The organism is Streptomyces sp. NPDC048415, assembly GCF_040651675.1.
Lineage (GTDB): Bacteria > Actinomycetota > Actinomycetes > Streptomycetales > Streptomycetaceae > Streptomyces.
Map to the genome: position 1 here is coordinate 80,715 of NZ_JBEZKJ010000004.1, position 25,337 is coordinate 106,051.

General features: G+C 70.8%; 18 protein-coding genes, 1 tRNA gene and 1 pseudogene. 5 read left to right on the plus strand and 15 right to left on the minus strand.

Going from position 1 to position 25,337, the window contains the following annotated elements; all coding sequences use genetic code 11:
- Position 1 precedes the first annotated feature (1 nt).
- The 3 genes and pseudogenes from AB0D27_RS04795 to AB0D27_RS04805 all read left to right on the plus strand — a co-directional run.
- Complete coding sequence (locus tag AB0D27_RS04795) at positions 2 to 2,614, plus strand: DUF5127 domain-containing protein (protein WP_362502043.1); 2,613 nt, start codon at positions 2 to 4, stop codon at positions 2,612 to 2,614.
- Positions 2,615 to 2,718: 104 nt separating this feature from the next.
- Positions 2,719 to 3,891: a S1 family peptidase gene (locus tag AB0D27_RS04800; RefSeq protein ID WP_362502045.1), complete on the plus strand. Its 1,173-nt coding sequence runs from the start codon at positions 2,719 to 2,721 to the stop codon at positions 3,889 to 3,891.
- 66 nt (positions 3,892 to 3,957) lie between these two features.
- Positions 3,958 to 4,268 (plus strand): annotated as a pseudogene (locus AB0D27_RS04805) (hypothetical protein); the annotation flags it as partial.
- Positions 4,269 to 4,379: 111 nt separating this feature from the next.
- Here AB0D27_RS04805 and AB0D27_RS04810 read toward each other — a convergent pair.
- On the minus strand, positions 4,380 to 4,547 hold the full coding sequence (locus AB0D27_RS04810) for a hypothetical protein (RefSeq protein WP_362502392.1): 168 nt from the start codon (positions 4,545 to 4,547) through the stop codon (positions 4,380 to 4,382).
- A 227-nt stretch (positions 4,548 to 4,774) separates the two neighbouring features.
- Between AB0D27_RS04810 and AB0D27_RS04815 the strand changes: the two genes are divergently transcribed.
- Positions 4,775 to 5,128, plus strand: coding sequence for a tyrosine-type recombinase/integrase (locus tag AB0D27_RS04815; RefSeq protein ID WP_362502362.1), 354 nt, complete (start codon positions 4,775 to 4,777; stop codon positions 5,126 to 5,128).
- Between the two features lie 391 nt (positions 5,129 to 5,519).
- Here AB0D27_RS04815 and AB0D27_RS04820 read toward each other — a convergent pair whose 3' ends face one another.
- Genes AB0D27_RS04820 through AB0D27_RS04835 form a run of 4 tightly spaced genes read right to left on the minus strand, consistent with a single transcriptional unit; the run spans position 5,520 to position 13,718 of the window.
- A complete protein-coding gene (locus AB0D27_RS04820) occupies positions 5,520 to 6,773 on the minus strand; it encodes a TIGR02679 family protein (protein WP_362502046.1) in 1,254 nt (417 codons plus the stop codon).
- Positions 6,764 to 10,876, minus strand: coding sequence for a TIGR02680 family protein (locus AB0D27_RS04825; RefSeq protein WP_362502048.1), 4,113 nt, complete (start codon positions 10,874 to 10,876; stop codon positions 6,764 to 6,766). Before AB0D27_RS04825 ends, AB0D27_RS04820 begins: the two co-directional genes overlap by 10 nt.
- Entirely contained in the window at positions 10,873 to 12,111 is a 1,239-nt protein-coding gene (locus AB0D27_RS04830; protein WP_362502050.1) for a TIGR02678 family protein, read from the minus strand. The genes AB0D27_RS04825 and AB0D27_RS04830 overlap by 4 nt, the downstream gene beginning before the upstream one ends.
- Positions 12,108 to 13,718, minus strand: a complete 1,611-nt coding sequence (locus AB0D27_RS04835; RefSeq protein ID WP_362502052.1) for a TIGR02677 family protein — start codon at positions 13,716 to 13,718, stop codon at positions 12,108 to 12,110. Before AB0D27_RS04835 ends, AB0D27_RS04830 begins: the two co-directional genes overlap by 4 nt.
- Between AB0D27_RS04835 and AB0D27_RS04840 the strand changes: the two genes are divergently transcribed.
- A complete protein-coding gene (locus tag AB0D27_RS04840) occupies positions 13,620 to 14,201 on the plus strand; it encodes a PIN domain-containing protein (RefSeq protein ID WP_362502054.1) in 582 nt (193 codons plus the stop codon). The genes AB0D27_RS04835 and AB0D27_RS04840 overlap by 99 nt on opposite strands.
- A gap of 106 nt (positions 14,202 to 14,307) precedes the next feature.
- Here the strand turns inward: AB0D27_RS04840 and AB0D27_RS04845 are convergent, their stop codons facing one another.
- The 10 genes from AB0D27_RS04845 to AB0D27_RS04890 form a co-directional block, all read right to left on the minus strand.
- Positions 14,308 to 15,990 (minus strand): SWIM zinc finger family protein, encoded by a 1,683-nt coding sequence (locus AB0D27_RS04845; RefSeq protein WP_362502056.1) that lies wholly within the window; start codon positions 15,988 to 15,990, stop codon positions 14,308 to 14,310.
- A gap of 560 nt (positions 15,991 to 16,550) precedes the next feature.
- A tRNA-Ile gene (locus AB0D27_RS04850) sits at positions 16,551 to 16,700 on the minus strand.
- A 302-nt stretch (positions 16,701 to 17,002) separates the two neighbouring features.
- Positions 17,003 to 17,311: an EthD family reductase gene (locus AB0D27_RS04855; RefSeq protein WP_362502057.1), complete on the minus strand. Its 309-nt coding sequence runs from the start codon at positions 17,309 to 17,311 to the stop codon at positions 17,003 to 17,005.
- Between the two features lie 22 nt (positions 17,312 to 17,333).
- A complete protein-coding gene (locus AB0D27_RS04860) occupies positions 17,334 to 18,989 on the minus strand; it encodes a thiamine pyrophosphate-dependent enzyme (protein ID WP_362502059.1) in 1,656 nt (551 codons plus the stop codon).
- A gap of 25 nt (positions 18,990 to 19,014) precedes the next feature.
- The gene (locus AB0D27_RS04865; RefSeq protein ID WP_362502061.1) at positions 19,015 to 19,830 is read right to left on the minus strand and encodes an MBL fold metallo-hydrolase; all 816 of its coding nucleotides are present in this window, start codon (positions 19,828 to 19,830) and stop codon (positions 19,015 to 19,017) included.
- A gap of 56 nt (positions 19,831 to 19,886) precedes the next feature.
- Positions 19,887 to 20,912: a TIM barrel protein gene (locus tag AB0D27_RS04870; protein WP_362502063.1), complete on the minus strand. Its 1,026-nt coding sequence runs from the start codon at positions 20,910 to 20,912 to the stop codon at positions 19,887 to 19,889.
- Between the two features lie 2 nt (positions 20,913 to 20,914).
- A complete protein-coding gene (gene iolE / locus AB0D27_RS04875) occupies positions 20,915 to 21,829 on the minus strand; it encodes a myo-inosose-2 dehydratase (RefSeq protein WP_362502064.1) in 915 nt (304 codons plus the stop codon).
- A complete protein-coding gene (locus AB0D27_RS04880; RefSeq protein ID WP_362502066.1) occupies positions 21,826 to 22,350 on the minus strand; it encodes a hypothetical protein in 525 nt (174 codons plus the stop codon). The genes iolE and AB0D27_RS04880 overlap by 4 nt, the downstream gene beginning before the upstream one ends.
- Positions 22,347 to 23,405, minus strand: a complete 1,059-nt coding sequence (locus tag AB0D27_RS04885) for a ferritin-like protein (protein WP_362502068.1) — start codon at positions 23,403 to 23,405, stop codon at positions 22,347 to 22,349. The genes AB0D27_RS04880 and AB0D27_RS04885 overlap by 4 nt, the downstream gene beginning before the upstream one ends.
- A complete protein-coding gene (locus AB0D27_RS04890; protein WP_362502070.1) occupies positions 23,402 to 25,327 on the minus strand; it encodes a GMC family oxidoreductase in 1,926 nt (641 codons plus the stop codon). Before AB0D27_RS04890 ends, AB0D27_RS04885 begins: the two co-directional genes overlap by 4 nt.
- Positions 25,328 to 25,337: the final 10 nt, after the last annotated feature.

A 25,337-nucleotide genomic window follows, 5' to 3' on the forward strand; every position in this document is an offset into this window, starting at 1 on the left:
GATGTCCCTCCCCCAAGACGACGAAAGCCGACTGCTGCCCACCGAACCGCCTCCGCTCGCCAGACGTGACCTGCTGCGCTGGAGCGGTGCGGCCGCCATCGGCGTCCTGAGCGGCATCGGCGGGCCGTTCGTCCAGGACGCTCACGCCACCACCCCGTCCATCGATGCCGCCGCTTCGGCGTTCAGCCCGTTGCGCCCGCCGGCCACCCCGCTCGCCGTACGTTCCCCCTACCTGAGCACCTGGCTGGCCGGGGACAACCTGGCCGGCACCTGGCCCACCTTCTGGAACGGCCGCGTCGCCGCGCTGTGCGGCCTCGCCCGGATCGACGGCACCCCGTACGTCTTCCTCGGCAATCCGGCGTTGCCGGGCGGCCCGGCGCTCAGCAGGATGACGCAGACCTCGCTCCAACTGACCGCCACCCGCTCGGTGTTCACCCTCACCGGCGGCGGCGTCACCCTGACGGTCACCTTCTTCTCCCCCGTGGAACTCGGCGACCTCAAGCGCCAGTGCGTGCCGATGAGTTACGTCAGCGTGCAGGCCGCGAGCGCGGACGGCGGGAGCCACACCGTCGACGTGCATCTGGACGCCTCCGCCGAGTGGGTGCACGGCAACAACTCGACCCAGGTGACCTGGGCCCGGCAGCAGACCGGCAGCATGACCGCGCTGACCTGCCAGCCGGCCACTCCCGGCGTGCTGGCCGAGAACAACGACCAGGCGTCGTGGGGTTCACTCGTCCTGGCCGCGCCCACCACGAGCGGGCTGTCCTGGCAGATCGGCCAGGACACCGTTGTGCGGGCAGCATCCGCCTCGGGCGGAGTGCTCGCCGGCACCTCCGACACGGCGCAGCCGCGCGCCATCAACGACCGCTGGCCCGTGCTGGGTCTCAACCAGAACCTGGGCACCGTCACCTCCGGCAACCCGTCATCGGTGTTCCAGGTCGTCATCGGCCACGTCCGCACCCCCGCGGTGAGCTACCTGGGGAGCAACCTCAACCCTTGGTGGACGCACTACTGGGGCTCATGGACCGACATGCTCGACTGGTTCAACGGCGACCGCGCCGCTGCCCTGACCGCCGCGACCGCCCTCGACCAGCGGATCCACGACGACGCCGTGCGCGCCGCGGGTGGCGGGGCCACCGGCGAGCACTACGCGGCTGTGTGCGCCCTGGCGCTGCGTCAGGCCGTCGCCGGTACGGAGCTGGTGGACCGGGGCGGCTCGCCGTGGGCGATGCTCAAGGAGATTTCCTCCAACGGCAACTTCTCCACCATCGACGTCATCTACCCGGCCTCCCCTGCCTATCTCTACCTCTCGCCCGCGTATCTGCGGCTGCTGCTCGAACCCCACTTCCACTACGCGGAGCAGGCCGGCTGGCCCAAGCAGTACGCCCAGCACGACCTGGGCTCCAGCTATCCGAACGCGAGCGGGCACCTCGACGGCAACGAGGAGGCCATGCCCGTCGAGGAGTCCGCCAACCTGCTGATCATGGCGGCGGCCGTGATCCAGCGTCTGCCGTCGGCCGACGCGACGGCCTTCGCCACCGCCCACTACACGATCCTGCGCCAGTGGGCCGAATACCTGGTGGCCAACGCCCTCGACCCGGGCTACCAGAACCAGACCGACGACTTCACCGGCTTCATCGCGCACAGCGCCAACCTCGCGCTCAAGGGCATCGTCGGAATCGGCGCCATGAGTGTGGTGGCCCGGGCCGCGTCGCACACCTCGGACGCCGGCCACTATCTGGCGGTCGCCCGCGGCTTCTCCAGCCAGTGGGTCACCCTCGCCCAGGACTCCTCCGGTACGCACCTCAAGCTCGCCTACGACCAGGACGGCACCTGGAGCCTGAAGTACAACGGCTTCGCCGACCGGCTGCTGGGCCTGGACCTGGTGCCCACCGGGGTCGCCGCGCAGGAGGCCGCCTGGTACGTGTCCAAGGCCGGGACATACGGCGTGCTGCTGGACCCACGCAACAACTACACCAAGACGGACTGGGAGTTGTGGACCGCCGCCTGGCTGGCCGATCACGCCGACGCCCGCTCCATGCTGGTCAACGGCGTGTACGGCTTCGCGAACAGTTCGCCGTCGCGGGTGCCCTTCACCGACTGGTACGTCGTCGCCACCGGTGCCCAGCAGGGCTTCGCCGACCGCCCCGTCATCGGCGGCACGTTCGCCCTCCTCAACACCCCGGCGGCCGCCATCGTCACCTGGTCGCGCATCCAGAACAGGAACTCCGGCAAGCTGCTCGCCGTCAGCAACATGTCCCTGGCCGACAGCGCCGAGGTCACCCAGTACGACGACAACGGCAGCTCCGACCACCTGTGGACCGTGGTGGACAACGGCGACGGCACCGTCAAGATCTACAACCGCAACTCGGGCAAGCTGCTCGCCGTCCACGACCAGAGCACCGACGACGGCGCCCACGTCCAGCAGTACAACGACAACGGCACCCAGGACCACCTCTGGCGCTTCGTCGACAACGGCGACGGCTGGATGAAGATCGTCAACGTGCGCAGCGGCAAGCTCATGGCCGTCGACGGAGCTTCCCGGGCCAACGGCGCCCAGGTGACCCAGTGGAACGACAACGGCACGTCCGACCACCTCTGGAGACTCGTCTGACGCCGGTCATCGGCACGTACGCAACCACGTCCGGATCCGCAGCCCAACGTCCGTACTCCTCCCCGCAGTTATTCACAAGCACCTACGAATGGAAGGAACGCACCATGAGACGCAGCACATGTCTTCGCTGGGGCCTGTCCGTCCTGTTAGCCCTCGGCACCGGCGCCCTGGGACTGTCTCCCGTCGCCGCCGCACCGGCACGGCCGACGGAAACCGGCCCCCTCTCCCCCGGCCTGGTCACCGCCATGCAGCGGGACCTCGGACTCAGCGCGCCGCAGGCCCGTACGCGGCTGAGGCAGGAGGCTGCCGCGGCGAAACTCGCACCGCGGGCGGAGCGGGCGGCAGGACCGACGTTCGGCGGCTCCTGGTACGCCCCGGAGCGCGGCACCCTCGTCGTCGGACTCACCGACACCGGCACCGCCGCGGCCGAGGCCATACGGTTCTCCGGCGCCACCGTCGTGCGCGTCGCACACAGCGCACGGACTCTCGACGCGGCAAAGTCCGTCCTCGACAAGGCCGCCAGGACGGGCGACGCCCCCACGGCCGTCCGCAGCTGGCATGTCGACCCGCGCACGAGCAGAGTGGTGGCCGAGGTCCGCGAGGGCGCGGAGCGCAGTGCCGCCGTAACGGCGTTCCTGGCCCCCGCGCGCAAGGCGGGCCTGCTCACGGTCCGCGGCTCCGCCGCCAAGGAGGCACCGCAGACCTTCTCCGCGGGAACCGTCGGCGGCGACCCCTACTACATCAACGGCAACACCCGCTGCTCCATAGGGTTCTCCGTGGTGGGCGGCTTCGTCAGCGCCGGGCACTGCGGCACGCCCGGCGCCTCCGTGGCCGGCTGGGACGGCTCGGCGATGGGTACGTTCGCCGGCTCGTCGTTCCCGGGCAACGACTACTCGTACATCCAGATAGGCAACGGCTGGTGGACCGTCCCTGTCGTGCTCGGCTGGGGCACAGTCAGCGATGTCCTGGTCCGCGGCTCGGCGGTGGCGCCCGTCGGCTCGTCCATCTGCCGCTCCGGTTCGACGACGCACTGGCACTGCGGCACCGTGCTGACGCAGAACGAGACGGTCAACTACAGCCAGGGATCCGTCTACGAACTGACCGGGACCAGCGTCTGCGCCGAACCCGGCGACTCCGGCGGCTCGTTCATCACCGGCGACCAGGCGCAGGGCGTGACCTCGGGCGGCTGGGGCAACTGCACCAGCGGCGGCCAGACATGGTTCCAGCCGGTGAACGAGATCCTGAACGCCTACGGCCTGACGCTCGTCACCGCCTGACATTCCCCGGTTCCTGAATGCGGTGGGGCAGCTCCCTCGGACGATCCCTGCGAGCCACCGACACCGGTGCCGCGTGCTCTCGCCGGGCGGAGCTGCCGGAGTGGCAGGGGCCTGCGCCGTCTGCCGGAGTCCCTGGACGAGTTGCACGGCCCCGCGCAGGGGGTCGTGGTGCTGCCGCTGCACATGGCCCGGTCCGGATTGATCTCGTACGACCTGGGCAAGCCGCGCCAGCGCATGGGCCTGTACCGCACCGGCAGACGCTGCCGGAACGGGCGGAGGCGCCCGTCCTGCTCGAGGGCCTGCGCGACGACCTGCCCCGCTACCTCAACCAGGACCTGCTCCTCCAGTTCTGGCCGGTACTTCGCACCCTCGTCGGGCCGGCAGCACGCGCTGGCCGACGAGGTGTCGTCCCGGCTGCGGGCCGCCGTGGCGCAGCCGCGCTCCGGCCGCCGCGCCACCGTGCGCACCGTATGGGAGGGAGCCTTCCCTCAGCTCGCGTCCCGCAGGCGGGCGGCCGCGTGACGGACATGCCGGAGTTGCACGCGCCGCTCCTGGCGGATGTCATCGCCCTCGGCTCGCCGTATCCATTGGTCCTCACCGGTGGGTACGCCGTGCGGGCGCACCGCCTCGTGAACCGCCCCGGCCAGGATCTCCATGTCGCCACCCATTACCGCTCCCCGCACCCGGGCCGTGGAGTGGGCCGACGACCTCGCGGCCCGTCTTCTCGAGGAGTCCGACGATCCCGACGTCGACTGATCGTGTCCGCGCGAGACCGGATCGGCAGGCTGCCGACGATGGCGGCCGGGCAGGAGCAGGCAGCGGGGCACCGCGAACCGGGAATCTCGTTGAGGACCTTCGAACGCGGCTTCGAAGAACGCCATGGATAAGTCGTCGGTTCAACCGACTCGTCGAGTTGTCCGGCCTCCCGCCGATCCGCTTGCACGACACCCGGCACCTGTCGGCAACGCTGGCGCTGCTAGGCAAGGCAGACATCAAGGTCGTCCAGGAGCGGCTGGGCCACAGCTCCCGTCAGATCACCTCGGACACGTATACGAGCGTCCTGCCTCAACTCATGACGGCCGAGGCGGAATCCACGAGCGCAGTCGTGCCTCGGTGCCGGAAGCGAGATCCAGGACAGGGCGAGCCGTCCAAGCTGGAGGACCAAGGCGACGCCCCGGAGAGCGGACCCGATGCCGACGACGATGGCCCAGACGAGGGAATCCGTGCCGCCGCGTGACCTCCGGCCTCAATTCGGCCTCAGGATCATGATTCCATGAGCAACTAGGGCCGCCAAGGTTCCTCAAGTCACCCGACCTGCCAGCGAAGTTGCTGGTCAGATCGATTCTGCACGCGTAGTGCGTGGTGGGGCGGGTGGGACTCGAACCCGCGGCCGACGGATTATGAGTCCTTTTCGGATCTTCCGAGCGGCCACTGCTCTTACCCTGGTCTTCCTGTAGTCGCAGGTCAGACGCCTTCGGCTGTTCTGGCTCCGTGTCGGCCTTCCTGATCCTTCCGGGTCCTTCCGTCCCCTGCGTGTCCCCTGGCGGCCCCCAGCCCGCCGCAGGACCACCGCTGGCGGCGCCCAGGCCGAGGAGCTGCACACCCCGTGAGACGGCCACGGTGCCGTCTCAGTGTCCGAGGTCGGCCAGCACGTCGTCGAGTACCGTCTCCTCCTCGATGCGCACACCGAGTTCGGTGAGGGCCGCGGGCAGGTCCGCGTCCCACGCGGCGGTGGTCGGCGTACCGGTCAGAGGCGGGGCCAGGGGGGCGGCGGCGACGGCGGCGCGGTAGTCGGCGGCCGTGTAGCGCCAGGGGTGCCAGGGGACGCGTCGCAGCAGGGCGGAGGCGATGCGCAGACCGCCCCAGTCGAAGTCGCCGTGATAGCGCAGCGTGGTTCCCTGGGCGTGCAGGTGGCGCAGCAGGGTGAGGGCGGCGGCCGAGGGCTGGCCCTGGAGGCAGACCAGCGGCGGGCAGGCGGCGCCCAGGGTGTCGGCCGCGGTGGCCAGGACGGCCGGGTTCTCGCAGACGCGGACGACAGGGGGTGCCGTGCGCGGCGGGTGCCGGGTGAGCTGCCGTAGCGTCAGGACTGCGGGTTCGCCCTCGTCAGCCGCCCAGTCGAGAGCGGGGGTGCCGCGCAGGCCCAGGGTCAGGACCGTAGCGGACAGGGCGTCCTTGAGGAGCCCGGCTGAGGCCCAGGCCTCGCGGCGCCACTCGGCTCCGCTGCCGTCCGGGAAGCCGGTCAGGGCGCGGGCGCCGGACAGGACGAGGGTGGCGAGCGGGGTGCCGTCGTCGAGGGCGTGGGCGTCGCCGACGGTGGCGGCGGCGAAGGCGGGCAGGGAGAGGCCCGGGTCCGCGGGCAGCCTGCGCAGGACCTCGGCGGTGTCGCCCAGCAGTCTGTTCGCCTTGTGCGGGGTGCGGGCGAGGCGGCGTACGAGGCCGTCGCGGCGCAACCGATCGGCCCAGTCGGCCAGTCCGGGCCGACTGGTGCGGATCAGGGCTTCAAGGGGTTCGTACGCGTCTCGCCAGGCCTGCTCCTCCCGCTCGCGAACGTCGGCGACCCGGGCGACGGGTCCTGTGAGGGCGGTGACGGCGGCGCCCAGGCCACCGGGGCTGACGCCGGAGCGGCGCAGGACAGCGTCCACCGCGTCGAGGCGCACGCTGAGCGAGCGCCCGGCGCCGGGGCCACGGCCCAGCAGCCGTTCGACGGCGGCGCGCTGCGCGGGGGTGGGGTCGGTCAGGGTGACCGGGTTGGTCAGGGGCTCCTCCCGTGCCATGCGGCGGCGTACGCGGTCGACCAGCCAGGCCAGATCAGGACCGCCGAGCAGGCGAGCCAGGCGGTCGCGGTCGACGGGCGCTGGGGGCTGCCCGTCGTTCACGGCCACAGGGCGTCCTCGCGCTCCGAGGTGGAGGCGGTGGCCTGCGCTGGGAGGGACACGAGCGCATGGCCCGGCTCCGTACCCCGCATCCGTTCGGCCCCGTCCCATTCCCATCGGGTCACCAGGACCGCCGGGATCTCGTCGACGCGGGAGAGCTGGGCGATGGCGATGCCGGGAACCTGCGGGTAGCAGGCCCATTCGCGTTCGCTGGTCATCACCACGTCGAGGTCGAAGGCGTGCAGCAGGCCCAGGCACTTGGCGCGGGAGTCGTCGTCGACGCCGGCGAACGCCTCGTCCAGGGTGACCAGGCGCGGGGCGTACGGGGCGGCCGTGGCGTAGTGCGAGGAGGCCGCGGCGAACAGCGGGACACTCACGGCCAGGACGCGTTCGCCGCCGGAGGCGGGTCCGGTGGCCGGGACCCACTTGCCGTGCTGGTGGCGTTCGATGCCGAACTCGTGCCAGGCACGGTAGTCGAGGGCCGCGGTGAGCACCTCCAGCCAGCTGCCCGCGGTGTCGTCGGCCTGCCGGCGGGCGATCTCGGCCTGCAGGAACTCGCCGACCGCGGCCCGGTCCTCGGGTGTCCAGGCGTCGGCGGACTGGCGCAGCCGCTCGCGGGCCTGGGCGAGGGCCGCCGGGGCCTTGCGCGAGGGGCGCCAGACCAGGCGCAGCCTCATGCCGGTGGAGGTGGGCCGCTCCTCAAGCTCGTCGTTCATGGCCCGCACCTGGCGCTCAGCGGCGCCGATCAGCTCCTGCAGGGTGCCGGCGACCTCGGTGAGGAGGTGGGTTTCGAGGACCTCGCGTTCGTGCGCGGACAGGATGCGGGTCAGCTCGGCGACTTCCGCGGCGAGGGCCTCGGCGAGCTCGGGGACGGCCCGCTGACGGCCCTGGTAGACGATCTCGACGACCATGCCCTCCTCGGCCATTCGGGCCGAGGCGCTGTGGCCGCCGCGGGAGAGGGCGTCCTGGAGCTTCTTGTACTCCTCGCTGAGCCGCTTCTGCACCCGCTCCCAGGCGCCGTCGGAATCGTCGGTGCCGGGGAGCGCCGACAGTTCTGTCTCGATGGAGCGGGCGAGGGCGACGGCCGGGGTGGCTGCCCACGGCCCGGCGTCGAGCGGGGGTACGGCGGCCTCGGGCAGGGCGACGGACAGCAGACCGGTGGCCGCGAACCGCTGAAGGGCGGCGATGGCCTCGGCGCGGGCCGCGGTCGCCTCACGGACGTCCACCTCCAGGCGTTCGGTGTGGCCCTGAGCGAGGTGGGCGCGCCGGTCGGCGGCCGTGTGGTCCTCGCGGGCCCGCCGCTGGTCGACCTCGCAGGCCGCCAGCGCGTCGGCGGTCTCGGCGAGGCGCCGCTGAAGCTCCGCCACGGCGGTGCCGACGGTGGAGCGCAACGTGGCGTGGCGTGTGTCGGCGGCGGCGGCGAGCCGGGCGGAGTCCTCGGTACGCAGGGACAGTTCGGCCACTCGGGTGCCGGCCCGCTCGGTCTCGGTCCGCTGGTCGGCCAGGGCGCGCGCCGCGTCGGCGCGCTCACGCAGTTCGGGCCACAGGGCGGCGAGGACGGCACCGTAGTCGGCCAGGGCCTGGCGGACGACGGCCAGGCCGCCCCGGTCCGCGGGAAGGTTGACCGCCGCCGCGGTCTCAGCGAGTTCGGTGGCGGCCTCGGCTTCCTGCCGGGACACAGCCGCCAGTTCGGCCGAGTGTTCGTCGCGGCGGGCACGGGCCCGGTGGGCGGCATCGACAGCGGCGGCGGCGAGCGCGTGCGCGTGCCGCAGGGCCGCGTCGTCGGGAATGGCGGCCAGCTCAGTATCGAGGGTGCTGCGGCTCCCGTCCACGTCGGCGCGCTCGGCGTCGAGCCGGTCCGTCTCGCCCGCCAGGGCACCGAGTTCGTCACGCAGGGCAGCGATCCGGGCCCGGCGCGCCTCCTCCCGGGCGCCCTCGCCGACGTACCCGGCCGCCGGTTTGGACCAGCTGCCGGTCAGCGCGCCGACGCGGAAACGGCCGTCGACCGCCACCCAGGTGTCACCCGGGCCGCCGGAGCCGAGGCCCACGGCCGCCAGCAGCCGGGAGACGGTGTCCTCACCCACTGCCAGGGCCCGGGCGTCGCCGTGGTCGACGGCAGGGCGGATCACGTCGGCGAGAGTCGGCCCGCTCAAGGGAGCACCCGGCGACAGCAGAACGTCGTGCCCGTCCGCGTGCACGGCGGTGCCGTCCGGGTACACCCAGGCGTCCAGCAGACCCGAGGCCTCCAACGCGGCCTCCAGGCCCGCCCGTTCGTCGGCCGGCACATGCTCGCGGAAGTCGACCAGCCGCCACAGCGGCGCCCCCGGCGCCTGGTCGCGGACGCCGGGCGTACGGGTGTGCGGTGCCGTGGGGCCGCGCTGGCCGCCCGCCTCCAGCTCGGCCAGTTCCCGCTCGGCCTCGGCAGACCGGGCCCGGAGCCCGGCGAGTTCCTGCCCGAGGGCGGCCGTCCGGTCGGCCAGGTGTGCCGCCCGTTCGCGATGGGTGTGAGCCGCGTGTGCCCGTGCGGGGTATTGCCCCTGGCAGTGCGTCACCCAGTCCTGGAGCTCGTCCAGCAGCCCGGCGGAGTCGGCGACGGCCAGTTCCTGGCAGGCGTCCAGATGCGCGCGGACGCTGGCCACGAGGTCCCGGCCCGCCTCGGCGGCCCGCCGCTCGGCCTCGGCCTGTCGCCCCACGGTGTGGCCGGCCTCGGTCTCGGCCTCGTCCAGGCGGCGGGCGGCGGCCCGCCGTTCGGCGGCGGCCTCGTCGGCGCGGGCCGCCAGCTCCTCCACGTGCTCGACGCTGCGGCGCCTGCGCGCCACGGACTCCTCTGCCGCACGCCGCAGTTGGCTCTCCGGTACGCCGTCGGTGCGCAGCTCGCCGTCGAGCCGGGCCGCGGCTGCCGCCTCCCGCTCGCGGGTGAGCGTGTCGGCGACCCGCTGCTCGGCCGCGTCGAGGCGTCGCCGCGCCGTCTCCAGACGGCCGAGCGCCCGGGTGTGCGCCTGGGCCGCCTCGTCCCGGTCGGCCTGGGCGCGGGCCAGCTCCCCGGCGGTGCGGCGGGCGTCGGCCGCCACCTGCTCCAGCTCCCGGGCGCTGCGCATCTCGGGGCCCTCGCGCAGGGCCGCCTCCTGCGCCTTCAGACGGGTGGCGGTCTCCTCCAGCTCGGCGATCCGCTCGGCGGCCGCTGCCCGGTCCCGCTCGGCGTCCTCCCGCTGGGCACGGGCCTGGGCCAGGTCGCGGTGCAGTTGCTCATAGCGGGCGTGCTCGCTGCGGGGCAGCCGGGCCCGGCGCCGCGTCGCGACGCGGGCGTAGCGGCGGTAGTGGTCCAGGAACGCGGAGGCGGCCCGCTCTGCCTCGGCGGCGGCCCGCAGCTCCTCCTTCTCCTCGTCCAGGGACCGGAACGCCTCGGCCACGTCCGCGACCACCGCATGGTCCATCGGCGGCAGCGCCTCGGTCAGCGCCCGGGACAGCGCGGCCTCGTTGGGCCGTTTCGACAGCTGCGGCTGGCGCAACTGGATCAGCAGGTCGACGAGGGCGGCGTAGCGCCGCTCGCCGAGGCCGAACAGCGCCTCGTCGACCGCCCTGCGGTACGCCGTGGCCGTGTCGTACACCATGCCGCGTCCGGCGACCGAGTCCGCGAGCCGGTCCCGGGACAGCGCGGTGCCGGTGGCGTCCAGCAAGCTCAGCTCCTCGCCGATGCGCTGGTCGGTGACCGCGTACCAGTGACGGGCGATGCCCCGGCCCGCCACCGCCTTCAGCCCGCAGGCGAGCGTGCGGAAGCGGGCCTGCCCGGTGTCGGCGTCGACGCGGCCGAACTCGATCCAGGTGTAGCCGAGCCGTTCGGGGTACGGATGCTCTCCGCCGAGCAGCAGATTCCACTCCATGCGCTTGTTCGGGTCGGCGTCCGGCTCCACGCGGCGCGCGGACAGGTCACCGTCCAGCAGGAACGGGAGCGTGAGGGCGAGGACCTTGGACTTGCCGGTGCCGTTGTTGCCGCGCAGCAGCAGCCGTCCGTCGCGGAACCAGAACTCCTCGGTGTCGTAGTAGAAGAGGTCGACCAGGCCGATGCGCAGCGGTCGCCAGCGGCCAGGAGCGGGCTGGGGCAGGGCGGTCACGGCTGTGGTGCCTTTCGTCGAGAGGTGCGGGGACCGCGGGCTCCCGGTTCCACGACGACGGTCTCGCCGACCGCGTACCGGGCGAGCGCGGGCAACGGAGCCACGCCCTGGGGCGTGCGGGTGACCAGGGCGAGCGCGGTCAGCTTGACCAGAGCCTGCTCCACCAGCTCCCCTTCCGCGCCGGGCTGCTTGGCACTCTTGGACCAGAACCCGCCGTGCTCGACGGCCAGTTCCCGCACCCGGCGCTCCAGCTCCTGACGGCTCACCTCGCAACCCGCCACCGCGAGGTGCTCGGCGAGCAGGAGGGTGACGTGCCCATGGGTGCCCTGTTCGGGCATCCGTACGTCGGTGAGGTCGTCCTGGGGGTCGACCATGGCGATGCCCTCGGCGCGTACCTCCGCCACCAGGCCGGTCAGTTCGCTGACGCGGGCGATGAGGAAGGCGCGCTGGCGGGTCAGGTAGGCGAGCTCCTCGTCGCTCAGCTCGTCGTAGTACAGCACCGGGTCGTCGAGGAGGAGGCGGGTGAGCCTCTGGCGGATCGCCCGGAACCGCAGCTCGTCGCTGTCCAGCGCGCTCTCCGCGGTGAGCCGGTCCAGCCGCTCCTCGAAGCCGTCGGCCGTGATCGTGGAGGGGCCGTGGCGGGCGGCGAGCAGTCCGGCCAGGACGCGGCGTTGTACGTCGTAGAGCACATCGCCCGTCCCGCTGACGTAGGCGTCCTCGTCCCCGGCGACCCGCCGCAGCACGCCGTGGCGCAGCAGCAGCCGTACGACGGCGGCGAGGTCCAGTCGCTCGTCGCGCCGCTCCAGCGTGAACGCGAGCCCTGCCGCGGCCAGTTGCGGGTCGGCGGCCTCCAGCACCACCTGTTCGGCGAGACGGCCGAGCGCGATCTGTGCCTCCCCGCGCTCCAGTACGGCGAGCGCCAGGCACAGCAGCACATAGCGGCGGCGGATGAACGGCGCACCGGCGCGGGACGCCTCGCAGGCCGGGTGGGTGGCGTCGGCGAGGGTGCCAGGTGCCTTGCGCAACCGGGCGACCTCCGCGTCCACGCGCAGCGACCAGCCGGTGTTGCGCTCGAACCAGTCACGCAGCTCGCCGGCGTACTGCCTGACCAGGCGGTACGCGTCGGCGTCCGGGCCGTGCGCGAGCAGCAGCGGCTCCTTGAGCAGGGCGCGTGCGGCTTTCTGGAACTCGGCGGTGCGCCGGCCGTCCAGTACCTCGCCCAGGGGTGTGGTCATCGCGCCTCCCGTGCGGGGCTGCCCGCGGTCAGATCGGTGATCTCGACGAGGTGGTCGGGGCCGCGGAACACCCCGCCAGGCGTGCGGATCTCGGCCGTCGAACCGTCCGTGAGCGCGGTCAGCCGGATCTCCATCGTGCCGTCGTTGCTGGTGGCGACGGTCGTCGTCATGCCGGGCCGCCAGGTGGCCAGGGCGTCGCCGAGCAGCCGCAGGAACAAGCCGAAGGCCATGGGGTCGAGCTCCCGCAGCGCGGACAGCCGGGTGGTGCCGTCCGTCGCGAGCCGGACGCGGGCGGCGGCGGTCTCCTCCGCCTGCTTGGCGGCGAGCTCCGCCAGCTGCCGCCGCTGTTCGGAGCGGTCCTGCACTTTGCGGGGTTTGCCGCGTCGCTCATAGCTGCCGGTGCGGCGCAACTGCGGGCTGATCCGCAGCGGCTCGGCCTCGGCCCACGGGGTGGACGTGGCCACCGGGCGGGCCGCGCGGTCGGCGAGGGTGTCGGCGTCGACGGTGAGATGCCGGGCGGGGTACAGACCGAACGCGGCGCGCCACAGCCGGTGCCGCGCCTCGGCGTCGGGGGCCTCGGCGAACCAACGGGCCAGCGTGCGGAAGTCCGCCGACCGGTCCGAACGCCCGGCTCGCCGCTCGTTCAACTGCCGTACGACGGCGAGGAGCTGCGGAATGGCCCCGAGGGCGCGACCGCGCAGCAGCCGGGCCTGGGCCTCGCGGCCGTCGGCGGACACGAACCAGGCGGACAGGCCCGCCCACTTCGCCACCCACCGCGCGTACGCCAACGCCTCGGCGCTCTCGATCTCGTCCGGGGCGGCGTCGACCGCCTCCCGCGCCGCCGCCAGCCGCAGCATCACGCCGACCCGTCCCTGCTCCTCCAGTTCGCCGATGAGCCGGGCGATCCGCCCGCCGAGGGTGATCAGGTCCTGGATGAACCGCTCCAGGTACTGGATCAGCCGGTCCTTGTAGGCGAGGAACACCTCGACCTCGACACCGTGCAGGTCGATGGTGCGCTGCAGCGACCCCATGAAGGCCCGCGCGTTCTCCGCCAGCGCCTCGAACCTGCTCGTCAGCGTGGACAGCGCCAGGTGGGCCTTGGCCGGATCCGGTTCGTCCTCGGCGGCGATCACCAGCAGGGCGCGCAGCTGCGTGACGATGTCATGCAGCGCCACCGCCTGCAGCGCGCCGCGCCGCCCCAGCGCCTCGTCGTACACGGACAGCGCCTGTTCTGCGGCCTCGCCGGCCTGGGTGAGCTGGTAGATGAAGCGTCTGCGGTAGAAGTCCTCGACCGCGGTGACCCGGGAGGTGTCCGGGTCCGCCCGTAGATTGCCCCACCCGATGAGGCTGTCCAGCGCCTTGACAACGGCGTCCGGGGCGGCGGGACGGTGCTCCGACGGCAGCGCGGCGTGGACGTCCTCGGGCCGCAGATGCACCGCGAACCGCTCCTTTGCCGTCAGGAACGCCCTCATCACGTCGCGGTAGAGGGCGCTGTTGGGCGCGGTGAGGTGCGCGAAGGGCGCGTATGCGGGGTTGCCGGACGGCTCGGTACGTCCGGAGGACTCGGCGGGCTCGGTGCGGTCGGGCTCGGCGGGCTGCGGCGTCATCGTCCCGGCATTGTCCCTGAGGCAGACGCCGCGCTGAAACCACGGCCCGACCTTTACGTAGAGCTATCGGGGTCTCAGCGGCCGTTACCGCCACCACCGGAGGACTCGAATGAGCAGCACAGGAAAGCTCTGGCAGCGGTCAGTCATCTCGTCATCTCCCCCATGGTCCTGGCCGAACTGGACTACCTGATCACCGTACGTGCGGGAACCCGCAAGGCACTGGCCGCAGCCCGGTTCATCGAACGCAACACGGCCACCCGGCGCTTCGAAGTCCCCTCGGTCAGCGCGCACTTGAGTGCCGCCATCGCTGTCGCCGAGAGGTACGCGGACGGCGGCAAAGGCGTCGGCCTGACCGGCGCGATGAACGTGGCCCTGGCCGCCGCTTACCGCACTGACGTCATGTTCACCACCGACCGCCACTTCCGCATGATCCGCCCACTGACCGGCCATCCGGCCTTTCGTCTTCTGCCCGACGATCTGTAGCGGCTCATCAGGCACGCGACCGCCAAGCGCGAGCACCGCAGGGCGGGTCCCGTCGACCTGCTGGCCGCCGCTGCCGTGGAAGCGCGGGCACCGGGCCCGCACTCCTTCACAGCCCGTACCGGTCGAGGATGCTCATCAGCTTGCGCCGGCGTTTCAGTTCTGCCCGCAGGCCGGCGAGATGGTCGGTGAACGCCTCCTGCGTCCCCAGCGCGCGATGGCACTCACGGGCGCCCAGCAGCAGTCGCGCCACGTGCTCGTAGGCACGGTCGCCGGTCGGCTCCTTCAGCCGCTCAACCAACCTCAGGTAGACCGCTAGCGCCTCGGCCGGGTGCGTCTCGCGCGACAGGTCGGCCAGGCGTTCCCACTGCCGGTCGTCGGCGAGGCCGGCGGCCTCGCACCAGGCCGCGTCCACATCGCCGTCATCGAGCAGCGCGTCGATCAGCACGGGACCGCCATACCGGCCGCCGCGCTCACGGCGGGCGTCCTCCCTCAGGACGGCCAGCGCGGCCACACGCTCGGCCTCCCAGCACTGCGCCGCCTGAGCGGCAGAGCGCAGCTGCTGGTAGGCGGCCAGAGACCGCTCGGCATGGAACCGGTCCCGGCACACTCCGACCACGTCCGCCGGCCGCCCCGCCTTCGCGTAACGGGCACACACATAGTCGACCAGGTGGCCATCGATGTGCGTCTCGGCGGCGCAGTCCCGCAGTCCGCGCTCCGCCCACGTGAGCGCCTCGTCCGCGCGGCCCGCCGATTCGAGTTCCTCGGCGATGCGCAGATGGGTGGCACCGGACGGGTCGAGGTCCTGTGCGTACAGGGCGGCCAGCGCATCGACGTCGCCCTCCGCCTTGACCAGACGTTCCATCAGATACCGCTCCGCCCACCCGGACGGCCTGCGCCGCCGCGCCTCGGCCGCCAGCTGCCGCAGACGGGCAAGCCCGCTCGGCCCCAGCACCTCGGCGTAGTCGAGCGGGTCCAGGTCCGTCACGTCGCTGCTGTCGCCGAGCACCTGGCCGACCAGCCACTCGGCCAGGTGCTCCGGATCGGTGCGCGCGACTCCGCACGCTTCCAGATGGGCTTCGGCCACCGCGGCGGCGGCCTGCCCCACCACACCGTCGGAGTCGTCGATCTCCCCGTACGCCTCCCCCAGCACCCGGATCACCTCCTCGGCCAGACCCACCGCCTGCGCCGCCTGCCCGCCGGCGGTCAGAGCGCACAGCGCGGCCGCCGCCTCTGCCACCTGCTGCGCATACCCGGGGGCATCGGCGTACTCGACGTACCCGTACCGGGCGAAAGGCCGCGGATCGATCAGTGCCAGGATCCGCTCCCGGACGGTACCGAGGTCGGAGCGAGCGGCGGCCGCCCGCAGCTCCAGGCGCCGTCGCAGCCCGCGGTCCTCGGCGATCCGCTCCCGCACCAGCGCCAGGAGTTCGTCCCGGGACAGCGCCCCGAGCCACGCTTCCAGGCCGGAGGCTCGTGCCCGTGCGGCGGCCCGCTGACGGGGGATCGTCCTCGCCCGCCGCAGCACGGTCAGCCCCACCGCCACGCAGTGCTTGCAGAAGTTGCCCTCCTGCCCGTACGGGCAGTAACACCACCCCGAGAGCCCGTCGTCCCCACCAAGGGTGAGCTCCACCTCGTAGACATCCGTACCCTGCACCACGGCCGTGACCGAGCCGTCCCCCACCTCCAGACCGCTCACCGCGTCCAGATACCCCAGCCCCCGCTCGAAGGACCGAGCCCCGGCCAGCGCCCGCACATCGTCCTCGCCGAACCCCACGACTTTCCGTGCCACACCGGTATTCAACCGCGGATCGGCAGCTCTCGGAGGCCCGACGGCCCCCACCATCGACTAAGTCTCCACCACGAAAAACCGCACGATCCACACCGCCAGCGACCTGGCTCTCGACCCGCCGTACCTGCACGTACGCGGTGTCATATACCTGGCGACGAGCGGGCGTTCGCGGATCCCCAGGGGATTCCGGTGTCTCCTCCCGAGCGGCGGTCTCAGCACCCTTCTCATGGGCACCAGCGGCTCAGGCCGGACCTGGCGCCGTCGCTCACTGTCCGCAGTGACCGCCTCAGCGCGGGAGCCGTCGCCGCCCCAACACGCAGGCCCTCGCACCGCGGTTCTGCAACCTCGTGTCCCCTGAGTGTCCCCTGGAACGCGGCCCGGCCCCTGCCCGCCGCACCTGCAGTCACTGCAGCACCGCAGGTCACAACCCGAAGAACAACACCAGAGCCATGCGTTCACCAAAGTAACGCCGAACGGAGTCAATCCGTTGAGCCAGAGTCCCGGTCCCGAGGGTCCGAAAGGACGTTTCCGCAGATCAGAACGTTTCTTTGGCCTGCTTTTGGTGGGGCGGGTGGGACTCGAACCCACGGCCGACGGATTATGAGTCCGCTGCTCAAGTCAACGGCGAGGTTCGCTTCCTCGACACTCTTCGGCCGCCGACGACGTGCGGAAGCCCGCTCCTGGACCGAAAGTTGCCTTGGCTACGCCCCCGCCGAAGCTTGACGACCAGCGGCAGCTCCGTCAGTGAACCTCTCGTATGGAGGAGGCCGAGGGTAGTCCGGGTCACATGTCCGAGACCAAGATCCGGGCCATTCCCGGACCACGTTGCCACCCGCCCACCGACAGCGCATCGTCACCGCAGGTCAGCGTGGGTACTGCTCGTGTACCACCATGAGACGAAGAACATCCCAACGGCCGCCGGCAGGTCAGGAGTCAGATTCACCTCTGCGCAGCAGGCACCTCTTTCTATTTCACCGCCCACCGCCCGATCATCACGCGATGGATCCAAGGCTCAGGCCTCCTCGACATCCACGAAGAGGAGCCGCACACCGCCGGTCGCCAACTCGAAGACGTTGCCGACAAACACCGATGCCTCTTCGGTCGTCACGGCATTGCTGGCCGCGTCGTAGTCGGTGAAGTACAAGTCGAGTACGCGATATGCCGGGGTCGGGCTGCCGTCCTCCTTCGGCCACACCTTCGCGCTCTCGATCCTCTGGACTCCAGGAATCCTCTTCGCCAGCGCGAGCTGCTCGCGGTAACCGGTCTCGAAGTCATCCGGGGATTTCGGGTTCTCGTAGATTGCAGTGATTTTCGTCGGCATTTCCCTCTCCTTGTTCTGTTGCTTACTGGGCCTTCCAGTTCGCATTGTCAGGAATCGATTTGTCAGGCACCCGGACCTGGATGAGGGACGGGCTGCTCGTGTTCTCCAGGGCACCCGTCAGGGCCTCCCTCAGCTCCCTGTACGTGCCGACCTCCCACCCTCGGCAGCCGAACACCTCGGACAGCCTGCTGTAGTTCCACCGGTGCAGGAGGCACGGATCGTAGAACGGCTTGTCGGCATGGAAGACCGAGGAGTCGGCGAGCCACTGCTCCACGGCGTAGACGCCGTTGTCGATGACGAAGATGATCGGATTGAGCCTGAAGCGTGTCTGCGTCGAGAGGCATTGGGCGGTCATCTGGAACCCGCCGTCGCCGGAGAAGACCATGACCCGCTGGCCGGGCGCCGCTGCCAGACAGATTCCCGTCGCGGCCGGCGCGCTGTAGCCGATCGACGAATAGGACGACTGGACGATGAATCCGCCCTGGTTGGGGATGTCGAGCAGCAGGCTCCCGAAGTAGTTCATGCTCGCGTCGGCGCTGATGACGGTGTTCCGGTCGACGTACCGCTGGATGAACTCGTAGAACCCCTGGTACGTGATGATTTCGGAGGAACTCACGGCAGGTGCGCTACGTGCGGGCCGCTCCGGGAGTTTCCGGGACTTGGGCGTGATGTTCGCCGCCAGAAGGCCGTCCATCAGGTGCTCAAGGGCCACATGCCCGGCGAAAAACGTGCCGAGCTTGACCGCTTCGAACGACGCGAAGGCGGTCTTGTCGTAGTCCGGTTCCCAGCCAAGGGAGTTGATGTCCGTCAGCCACACGCCGAGGGCCAGCACGAAGTCGGAGGTGTCGGCCAGCTCTGTGACGCTCTCGGACGAGGCCTGGCCGTCGAGCACGCCGGCGAACAGCAGATCGTCCTCGGAGAGGACGGCCTTGCTGAGGAGTTCCGTGACGAAGGGGGTGTTCAGCTGCTGGATCAGGCGCGCGGCCTTGTCCTGCAGGCCGTGCCGGTCGACCTCCGGGCCCACCCAGATGAGAGGGTTCTCGGCGCTTTCGAGCCGCGCGCGGACCTGGGCGACCGACTGATCCAGGCTGTCCCGGTCCGACAGGGGCCTGGCGGGCTTGAGGACGCCGCTGGGCGGCTCGCACTCGAGGTCGACCATGTCCTGGAGCAGCTCGATGTAGATCGGGCGGCGCTCACTGATGCACGTGCTCAGCGCGTGGTCGATCAGGCGCGGCGCGAGATCCGGGTTGTCGACCCGGATGGCCGCGGCCGTGATGTGCTCGAAGGACTGGAGGTCGGTCTCCCGCCCGGTGATGAAGTGGTGCGCGCTGAAGCCGGTCTGCTCGAAGGTGATGGTCTTCTTGATGCTCGGCGTGCCGTTGATCAGCACGAGCGGCACCTTCTCGACATAGGCGCCGGCGACGGCGTTCACGGCACACAGCGCGCCGGCGGAGTAGGTGACACAGAGGGCCCCGATGCCCTTCAGCCTCGCGTATCCGTCCGCCGCATAGCCGGCGTTGACCTCGTTGACTTCCTCGATGAGTTCGACGCCGCTCGGCGCGACATACCGGTTCAGCCATTCGATGGAGTAGTCGCCCGCGATGGCGAACAGGTGGTCAAGACCCAGCTGGTGGAGCCGGTCTATCAGGTACTGCCCGACCGTGCAGCGCTCTGCCATGGCGTAACTCCTCTGTGATCAGTGGTCAGTATTCGCTTGCACCGCCGAACAGCCGGGGCAGGTAGATGTCGAAGATGCCCGGACACTTGCGCTCCGGATACCGCTGCAGCAGGAAGTCCTTGAAGGCGGCGCCCGTAAGGCCGTCCCCGACGGCCCGCAGGGCGGCCGAGAGGTACTCGATGTTGCGGGCGACCTCGTATCTGTCGGCGGGAAGGCCGTGGCCCGGCAGGAAGAGCTCGTACTCCGACACCAGCAGGTCCTGCAGCACCCGGATCCAGTGGCCCAGCTGTGATGTCAGATACAGATGGGTGCCGCTGTAGAGCAGATCCTGGGCGAAGTACACCCCCAATTCGGGAAGCCCGAGGGTGAGATGGAAGTCGGTCTCGGTGTCCGTCACCCGGTCCAGGACGTACCTGACCCCGTCGATCGTCTCCTCCCCGGGGCTGGCGACCTGCTTGGGGACGACGATGTGCTCCGGGAGGAGGCCGCCGAGCTTCCAGTGGTCGCGGAGCGACTCCTCCCCGTGCTCGTGGATGAAGGTCATGGTCTCGGAGAGCGCGTAGACCGTGACGTCGCGGAACGCGGCGCCCAGGCCGAACCAGTGGTCGGGGTGCCGGTGGGAGAGATACAGCCGGTCGATCGGCTTGCGCAGGCTGTCCGCGTACGCCCTGAACTCCCTCGCATAGGGGGCGAGGAACTGTGCGTCGACGAGTACGAGGGAGTTCCTGGACTCGACGATGTGCGTCGCGTTCGCGATGTTGCCGTCGCTGAAAGAGGAAACGAAGGTGTGAATACGGACGTCGCCCGCCCGCTTCACGACCATGACGATGGGGTCCGACATCTGAGCCGGCATCCGGGACCTCCCCGATTCGGAACGGGACGAGAGTAAGGACGGGGTCATGCGGCGACGCGCGTGTTCAGTTCCTCCAGCGCCGCTTTCGCGACGTCGTAGGCGCTGTCCGCGCCCCGCACCGGGGCGTCCTCGCCGGGCCGCCAGAAGCGCCTGCGCGCCATCCGCATCGAGCTGACGAACGGCGGGATCGCGTTGAACACCTCGATCAGATACGGCCCGCGGTACACCGGCTCGACCTCGCTGCGCACGAGATCCCACGGAATCCAGCTGTCCTTCACCGCGCCCCGGTCCGGCGCCGAGATATGGACGTAGTGCAGCCGGTTCTGCCGCACGGCCCGCGCGATGTTGTTCCGGAAGACCGAAGGACCCTGGCTCTCCATCAGGACCTGCGCGGTGTCGATCGTCACGCCGCCCTGCGGGTGTTCGAGCCCCTCGAGGAAGTCGAGGACCTCCGAGACCATGTTGGGCGGCGGAGTCTCCCAGCTCTTCACGGGCTCGATGGCGAGCTTCACCTCCCGGGCCGCGGCGTACTCCGAGAGGTCCTCGAAGACTCCACGGGCCGCGTGGAAGCGCGGCTTCATCCACTCCTGGAGGTCGTCGCTCCACAGCGGCTCGCCGTCGTCCGTGAGGGGGAAGACGCCGTAGGGGTAGAGGAACGGACCCGACATGATCGTGTCGCCGCCGCCCAGGGCCCGGGTGATGTCGACACGCGACTTCAGATAGGAGAGGGCCTGGGCGCGCTGCTCCTCGTAGGGCGAGGTCGGGTCGAAGGTCCGCGTGGTCCCGACGTTGGTGGTGAACCTGGCCCCCCGCAGGCCCGCCTGGTCGAAGGCCTTCCTCAGGCCGATGTAGCCGTCGAGCTCGAGCTTGTGGTCGACGGTCGCGGGCCGGGCGGCGATATGTACGTCGAAGCCGGCGTAGCCCATGTCGGTCAGGGCCTTCAGATGAGTGATGAGGGTCTGGGTGTAGCGGGTATCCTGCGGACGCAGATCGGCCGTGAACATGAAGAAGCTGAAGTACACGTCCCGGTCGACGTTCGGTTTGAGGCCCCGCGCCAATGTCACGTTCATCGTCACCAGCCCAAGACGTCGGCGAGGTAGGAGCGGGCCTTCTTGGCGTACTCGAGCGGGACGGCCTTGTTCGGGTCCTGCTCGGCCTCCACCACCAGCCACCCCTCGTACCCGGCGTCGGCCAAGACTTCGAGGATGGGCCGGAAGTCGATCGCGCCGTCTCCGGGTACGGTGAAGACGCCGAGCTCGACGGCCTCTTGGAACGACAGGCCTTCCTCACGCACCCGGCTGACGATCCCGGGCCGGATGTCCTTCATGTGGACGTGGCCGATGCGGTCGACGTGCGCCCGGGCCAGTTCCAGCGGGTCATCGCCGGCGAAGGCGAGGTGGGCGGTGTCGAGCAGGAGGTGGACCAGGGCGGGATCGGTCGAGGCAAGCAGCCGGTCGACGTCGGCCCGGGTCTGGACGCCGGTGCCCATGTGGTGGTGGTAGCTGAGCTTCATCCCGGCCGAGCTCGCGATCTTGCCGAGTTCGTCCAGACCGGACGTCAGGGCGTCCCACTGGGCGTCGGTGAAATGCGGACGGTTGGCGAACACGTCGACGGGAAGCAGATGCGACGAAGCGCCGAACTCGGCCACGACCAGCTCGGTCCCGCCCAGCGCCTTGAGATGGGCCAGCGTCTCCTCGAAGGCGGCGATCGTCTTGTGCCGCATCTTGCCGATCGTGAAGTACGTGCTCGTCCAGGGCTCGGATATCTGCAGGCCGCGGAGGTCGAGGGCGGCCTTGAGCACGGCGGGGTCCGAGGGGTACTTGTGCCCGATGCTGCAGCCCTGGAAGCCGGCGAGCGCCATCTCGCTCACGGCCTGGCCGAAGGAGATGCCGGCGTCGATGGTGGGGAAGTCGTCGTTCCACCACAGGGTGCAGCAGACGCCGAGCTTCACCTTGTCCGGGCCGAGACGGCCCGCTGATTCGGTCATTTCGTCGCCCCCTTCAGATAGCGGTCCTCGATGCGGGGTGGCTGGGCCCAGGAGCCGTAACCGGGCGCCTTGGCACCTGGAGGGTTGGCACCGATCGCCCGCCACAGCAGCCCCTCCTGGTAGGAGGCGGCGGTGACCGTGGAGGTCTCACCCGCCGCACGGGCCCCGTGGCGGTCGGTCCACTCGGGTGGCAGCGAGTACCACATCCCGGCGTACCAGAGCTTGATCACGTTGCGGGCCACCGGGCCCAGGCGGTCGTCGCTGAAGATCCGGTGGCGTAGGGCCCGGTCGAACAAGTCCCGGTCGAGCGGGGTCCGTTGATGACTTCCGGCATCGCCGGCCGCGTCGGCCCGGGCTGCCCGATAGGCGTCCAGGAGAGCGACGACGACCTCGTCGCCGCAAGCGGCTCGCACTTTGGCCAGGTACTGGTCGGCCATACCGGTGCCGAGCAGTGCGGTCTCCTCGAAGGCGGTGAGGTCGACCGACAGGGAGAGGAAGTCCTCGAACGACGGGGCGGTCACGGCGTCGCCGCCGGGATCTCGAAGGTGGGCGCGGCGTGCAGGCCGTCGCTGCCCGGCAGGGGGTTGCATATCAGCCGGTTGAACCCGTCGCGCAGGCGGAACATGTCACGGACGGCCTCCTGCAGGAGGTCGGGGTTCCCGTTGAACGCCCTGGTGAGCAGGGCGAGGAAGGCGCCATAGTCGGCGTTGAACTCCCGGGCCGCAGCGGCAAGTTCGGAACCCGCCGGGTAGTCGGCGAGCTGGGCACTCACCTTCACCGGGTACACCTCGTCCCAGGCGACGCTGAGCGGTGCTCCCGAAGGCGCATCGGGGTCATCGCCCACCTCGTAGTAGCGGCCGAGCTGCAGCTGCCGGAACCGGTAGTAGTGGGCCAGCTCCCCGGCCGCGTCGTGGATGCCCGCATCGAGGCCCTCGCCCTGATCGGCGATGAGGCTCAACGCCCGGCAGGCCGAGTCCAGGTCGGTCACGACGATCACGTCCCCGCCGCCAGAGTAGAAGTACTCGGACCCCACCTGCAGGGCCGGATCCCCGCAGAAGAGCTGCCCCGGATCGGCGGCCGCCACCTTCTCCAGCCCTTCGATGATCTCCGCGTAGAACTCGCCGATGCTGTAGAAGCGCATCTTCTCGGCGGTCGGACTGGAGACGAGGAATGGTCCCCCGCTGTCCGGCAGCGTCAGCAGCCGTTCGGCATCGGGTGCCCGCCCCGGCCGCTCGATCTTGCAGAACGTCTCCACCGCCTCGGGGGAGAGCGGCCGCAGGTCGACGGTGAAGTCGTCCTCCCCGTCGGGGAGATAGGCCGGGTAGGCGGGTACGAAGCCGGGGCGGGTCAGATCGGGCTTCCCGCCGATGGCGTTCAGGACGTTGGCGACCAGGGTCAGGTGCAGCATCTCCTCCACCGCGACCACCCGGATGATGTGGGCGGCGTCGGAGTTGGTGGTGGATTTTATGGAGTAGTACGCGGTCAGGTACGGCGGGATGGTCGCGTGCTCGAGCGCCATCGCCGCGTGCAGATAGGCGATCAGCTCGTCGCGGTTGTCGATGGTCGACGCGGTCACCGGGCCACCTCCTCGTGTGCCGACTGGGGGTGGCGCTGGGCGGCGACGTTGATCGGCGCGGTCTCGGAGTCGAGCTGCGCCAGCATGGCGCGGGCGCTGCGCAGGCACAGGGCGGCGACGGTGAGCGTCACGTTCGACGTGCCCACGGTGGGCATGCTTCCCCCGCCGACCAGATAGAGGTTCTCGTGGTCCCAGGACCGCTGATCCGCGTTGACCACCGAGGTCGCCGGGTCGGAGCCCATCGCGTGGGTGCCGGCCAGGTGGTTGCCCCCGCGGATCTCGTACCCCTGACCGTCGTGGACGGCGTAACCCCAGAAGCCCGGGTCGTAGGCGGTGTGGTCCTCGGCCCCGAGGCGGGCGAAGATCCGCTTCGACAGCTGCCGGGCGTACGCCACCCCCCGCATCGTGTACTCGGGGATGTCGTAAGTGAGGATGGGCCGCATGTTCCCCAGCTGGTCGGTGAAGGCCGGGTCCACCGAGATGCGGTTGCTCGGGTTGGCGGGGACCTCGACCATGAACGCCAGCTGCAGCTGGCGGGAGACCCGGTCCACCAGGCCCTGGCGCAGCGACTCACCGTAGCGGCCGCCGGAGTCCACCAGGTCGATCAGGTCGGTCATCGGTGCCCCCCGGGCCCAGCCCCAGCCGTCGTTGTGGATGTCGACGCTGAATGCGGCCTGGCGGCGGCGGAATCGACCCCCACGCAGGTCGGTGATGCCGCCCGTGCAGTTGGTGCCCCGGAAGGTGCCGGCCACCTCCGGCAGCAGGGCCCACGCGAGCAGGTACGCGTGGTCCATGAAGTTGCGCCCCATCAGGCCGCTCGAACTGCGCAGGCCCGAGGCCAGCATCAGCCGGGGGTTCTCCACCGCGTTGGCGGCCAGGATGAACAGCCGTCCCCGGGCCTTCATGGTGGTGAAGCCGGGGCTGTCGGGCGAGTCGTAGCGGCGGTACTCGATCTCGGTCACCCGGCCGGTCTGCTCGTCGACGTGCACCTTGTGGGCCACCGCCTGGGCCACCAGGTCGACCCGGCCGGTCCGCAGGGCGATGGCGAGGGTCTTGCCGGCGTTGTACTTGGCCTGCACCGGACAGATGGGCACGCAGTTGTTGTTGCCCTGGCACCGCTCGCCGACCTCGACCTGGTACGTGCTCACCGCCCCTTGCGGCACATAGCCCTTCCCGCCGTCGTAAGCCGGGTTGGGTATCCCGTTGCGCCCCTGCGGGAACGGCCGGACCCGCAACTCCCGCTGTTCACCGTCGAGTTCGACCGGCATTCCGTCGAGGTCCTTGGCGACCATCTGGTCCAGGTACGACAGGGGCAGCCCCTTCATCGGGAACACGTAGTCCTCGTCGAAGGTCATTCCGAGGTAAGCCTGGTCCGCCACGTCGGCGGAGACACCGATCTCGCGTTCCGCCTCGTTGTAGTACGGGGCGAGGTCGTCGTAAGTGAGCGGCCAGTCGGTCCCCTCGCCGTAGAGCGTGTGCATCCGGAAGTCCTCGGGCAGCATCCGCAGCGTCTTGCCCTCCCAGTGCATGGTGGTGCCACCGAGGACCCTCGTGTAGGTGGTGTCGGTGGCGAAGGGCCCGCTCTGGACGATGTAGGACGAGGCGTCGGGCGCCCCCGGGAAGATGCGCCGCGCGTCGGTACCGCGGGGCATCGGGGCATTGGCGACGGCCGGGTAGGGCGCCTGGTTGTCCTTGCTGATCGCCGAGTAGAAGCGGTCGAGATACTTCTCGTAACCCCTCAGCGTGAGGTCTTCGGCCGGGCCCGCTTCGAGCAGCAGCACTCGCCTGCCGGCATCGCTCAGCCGCGAGGCGATGAGGGCGCCGGCGATTCCGCCGCCCACGATGACGGCGTCGTAAAGGACCTCGGCCGCCGCCGCGGGGTCGGTGCGCTGCGCCGCCCCGCCGGGGAACTTCTCGTACATGGGGCGGTCA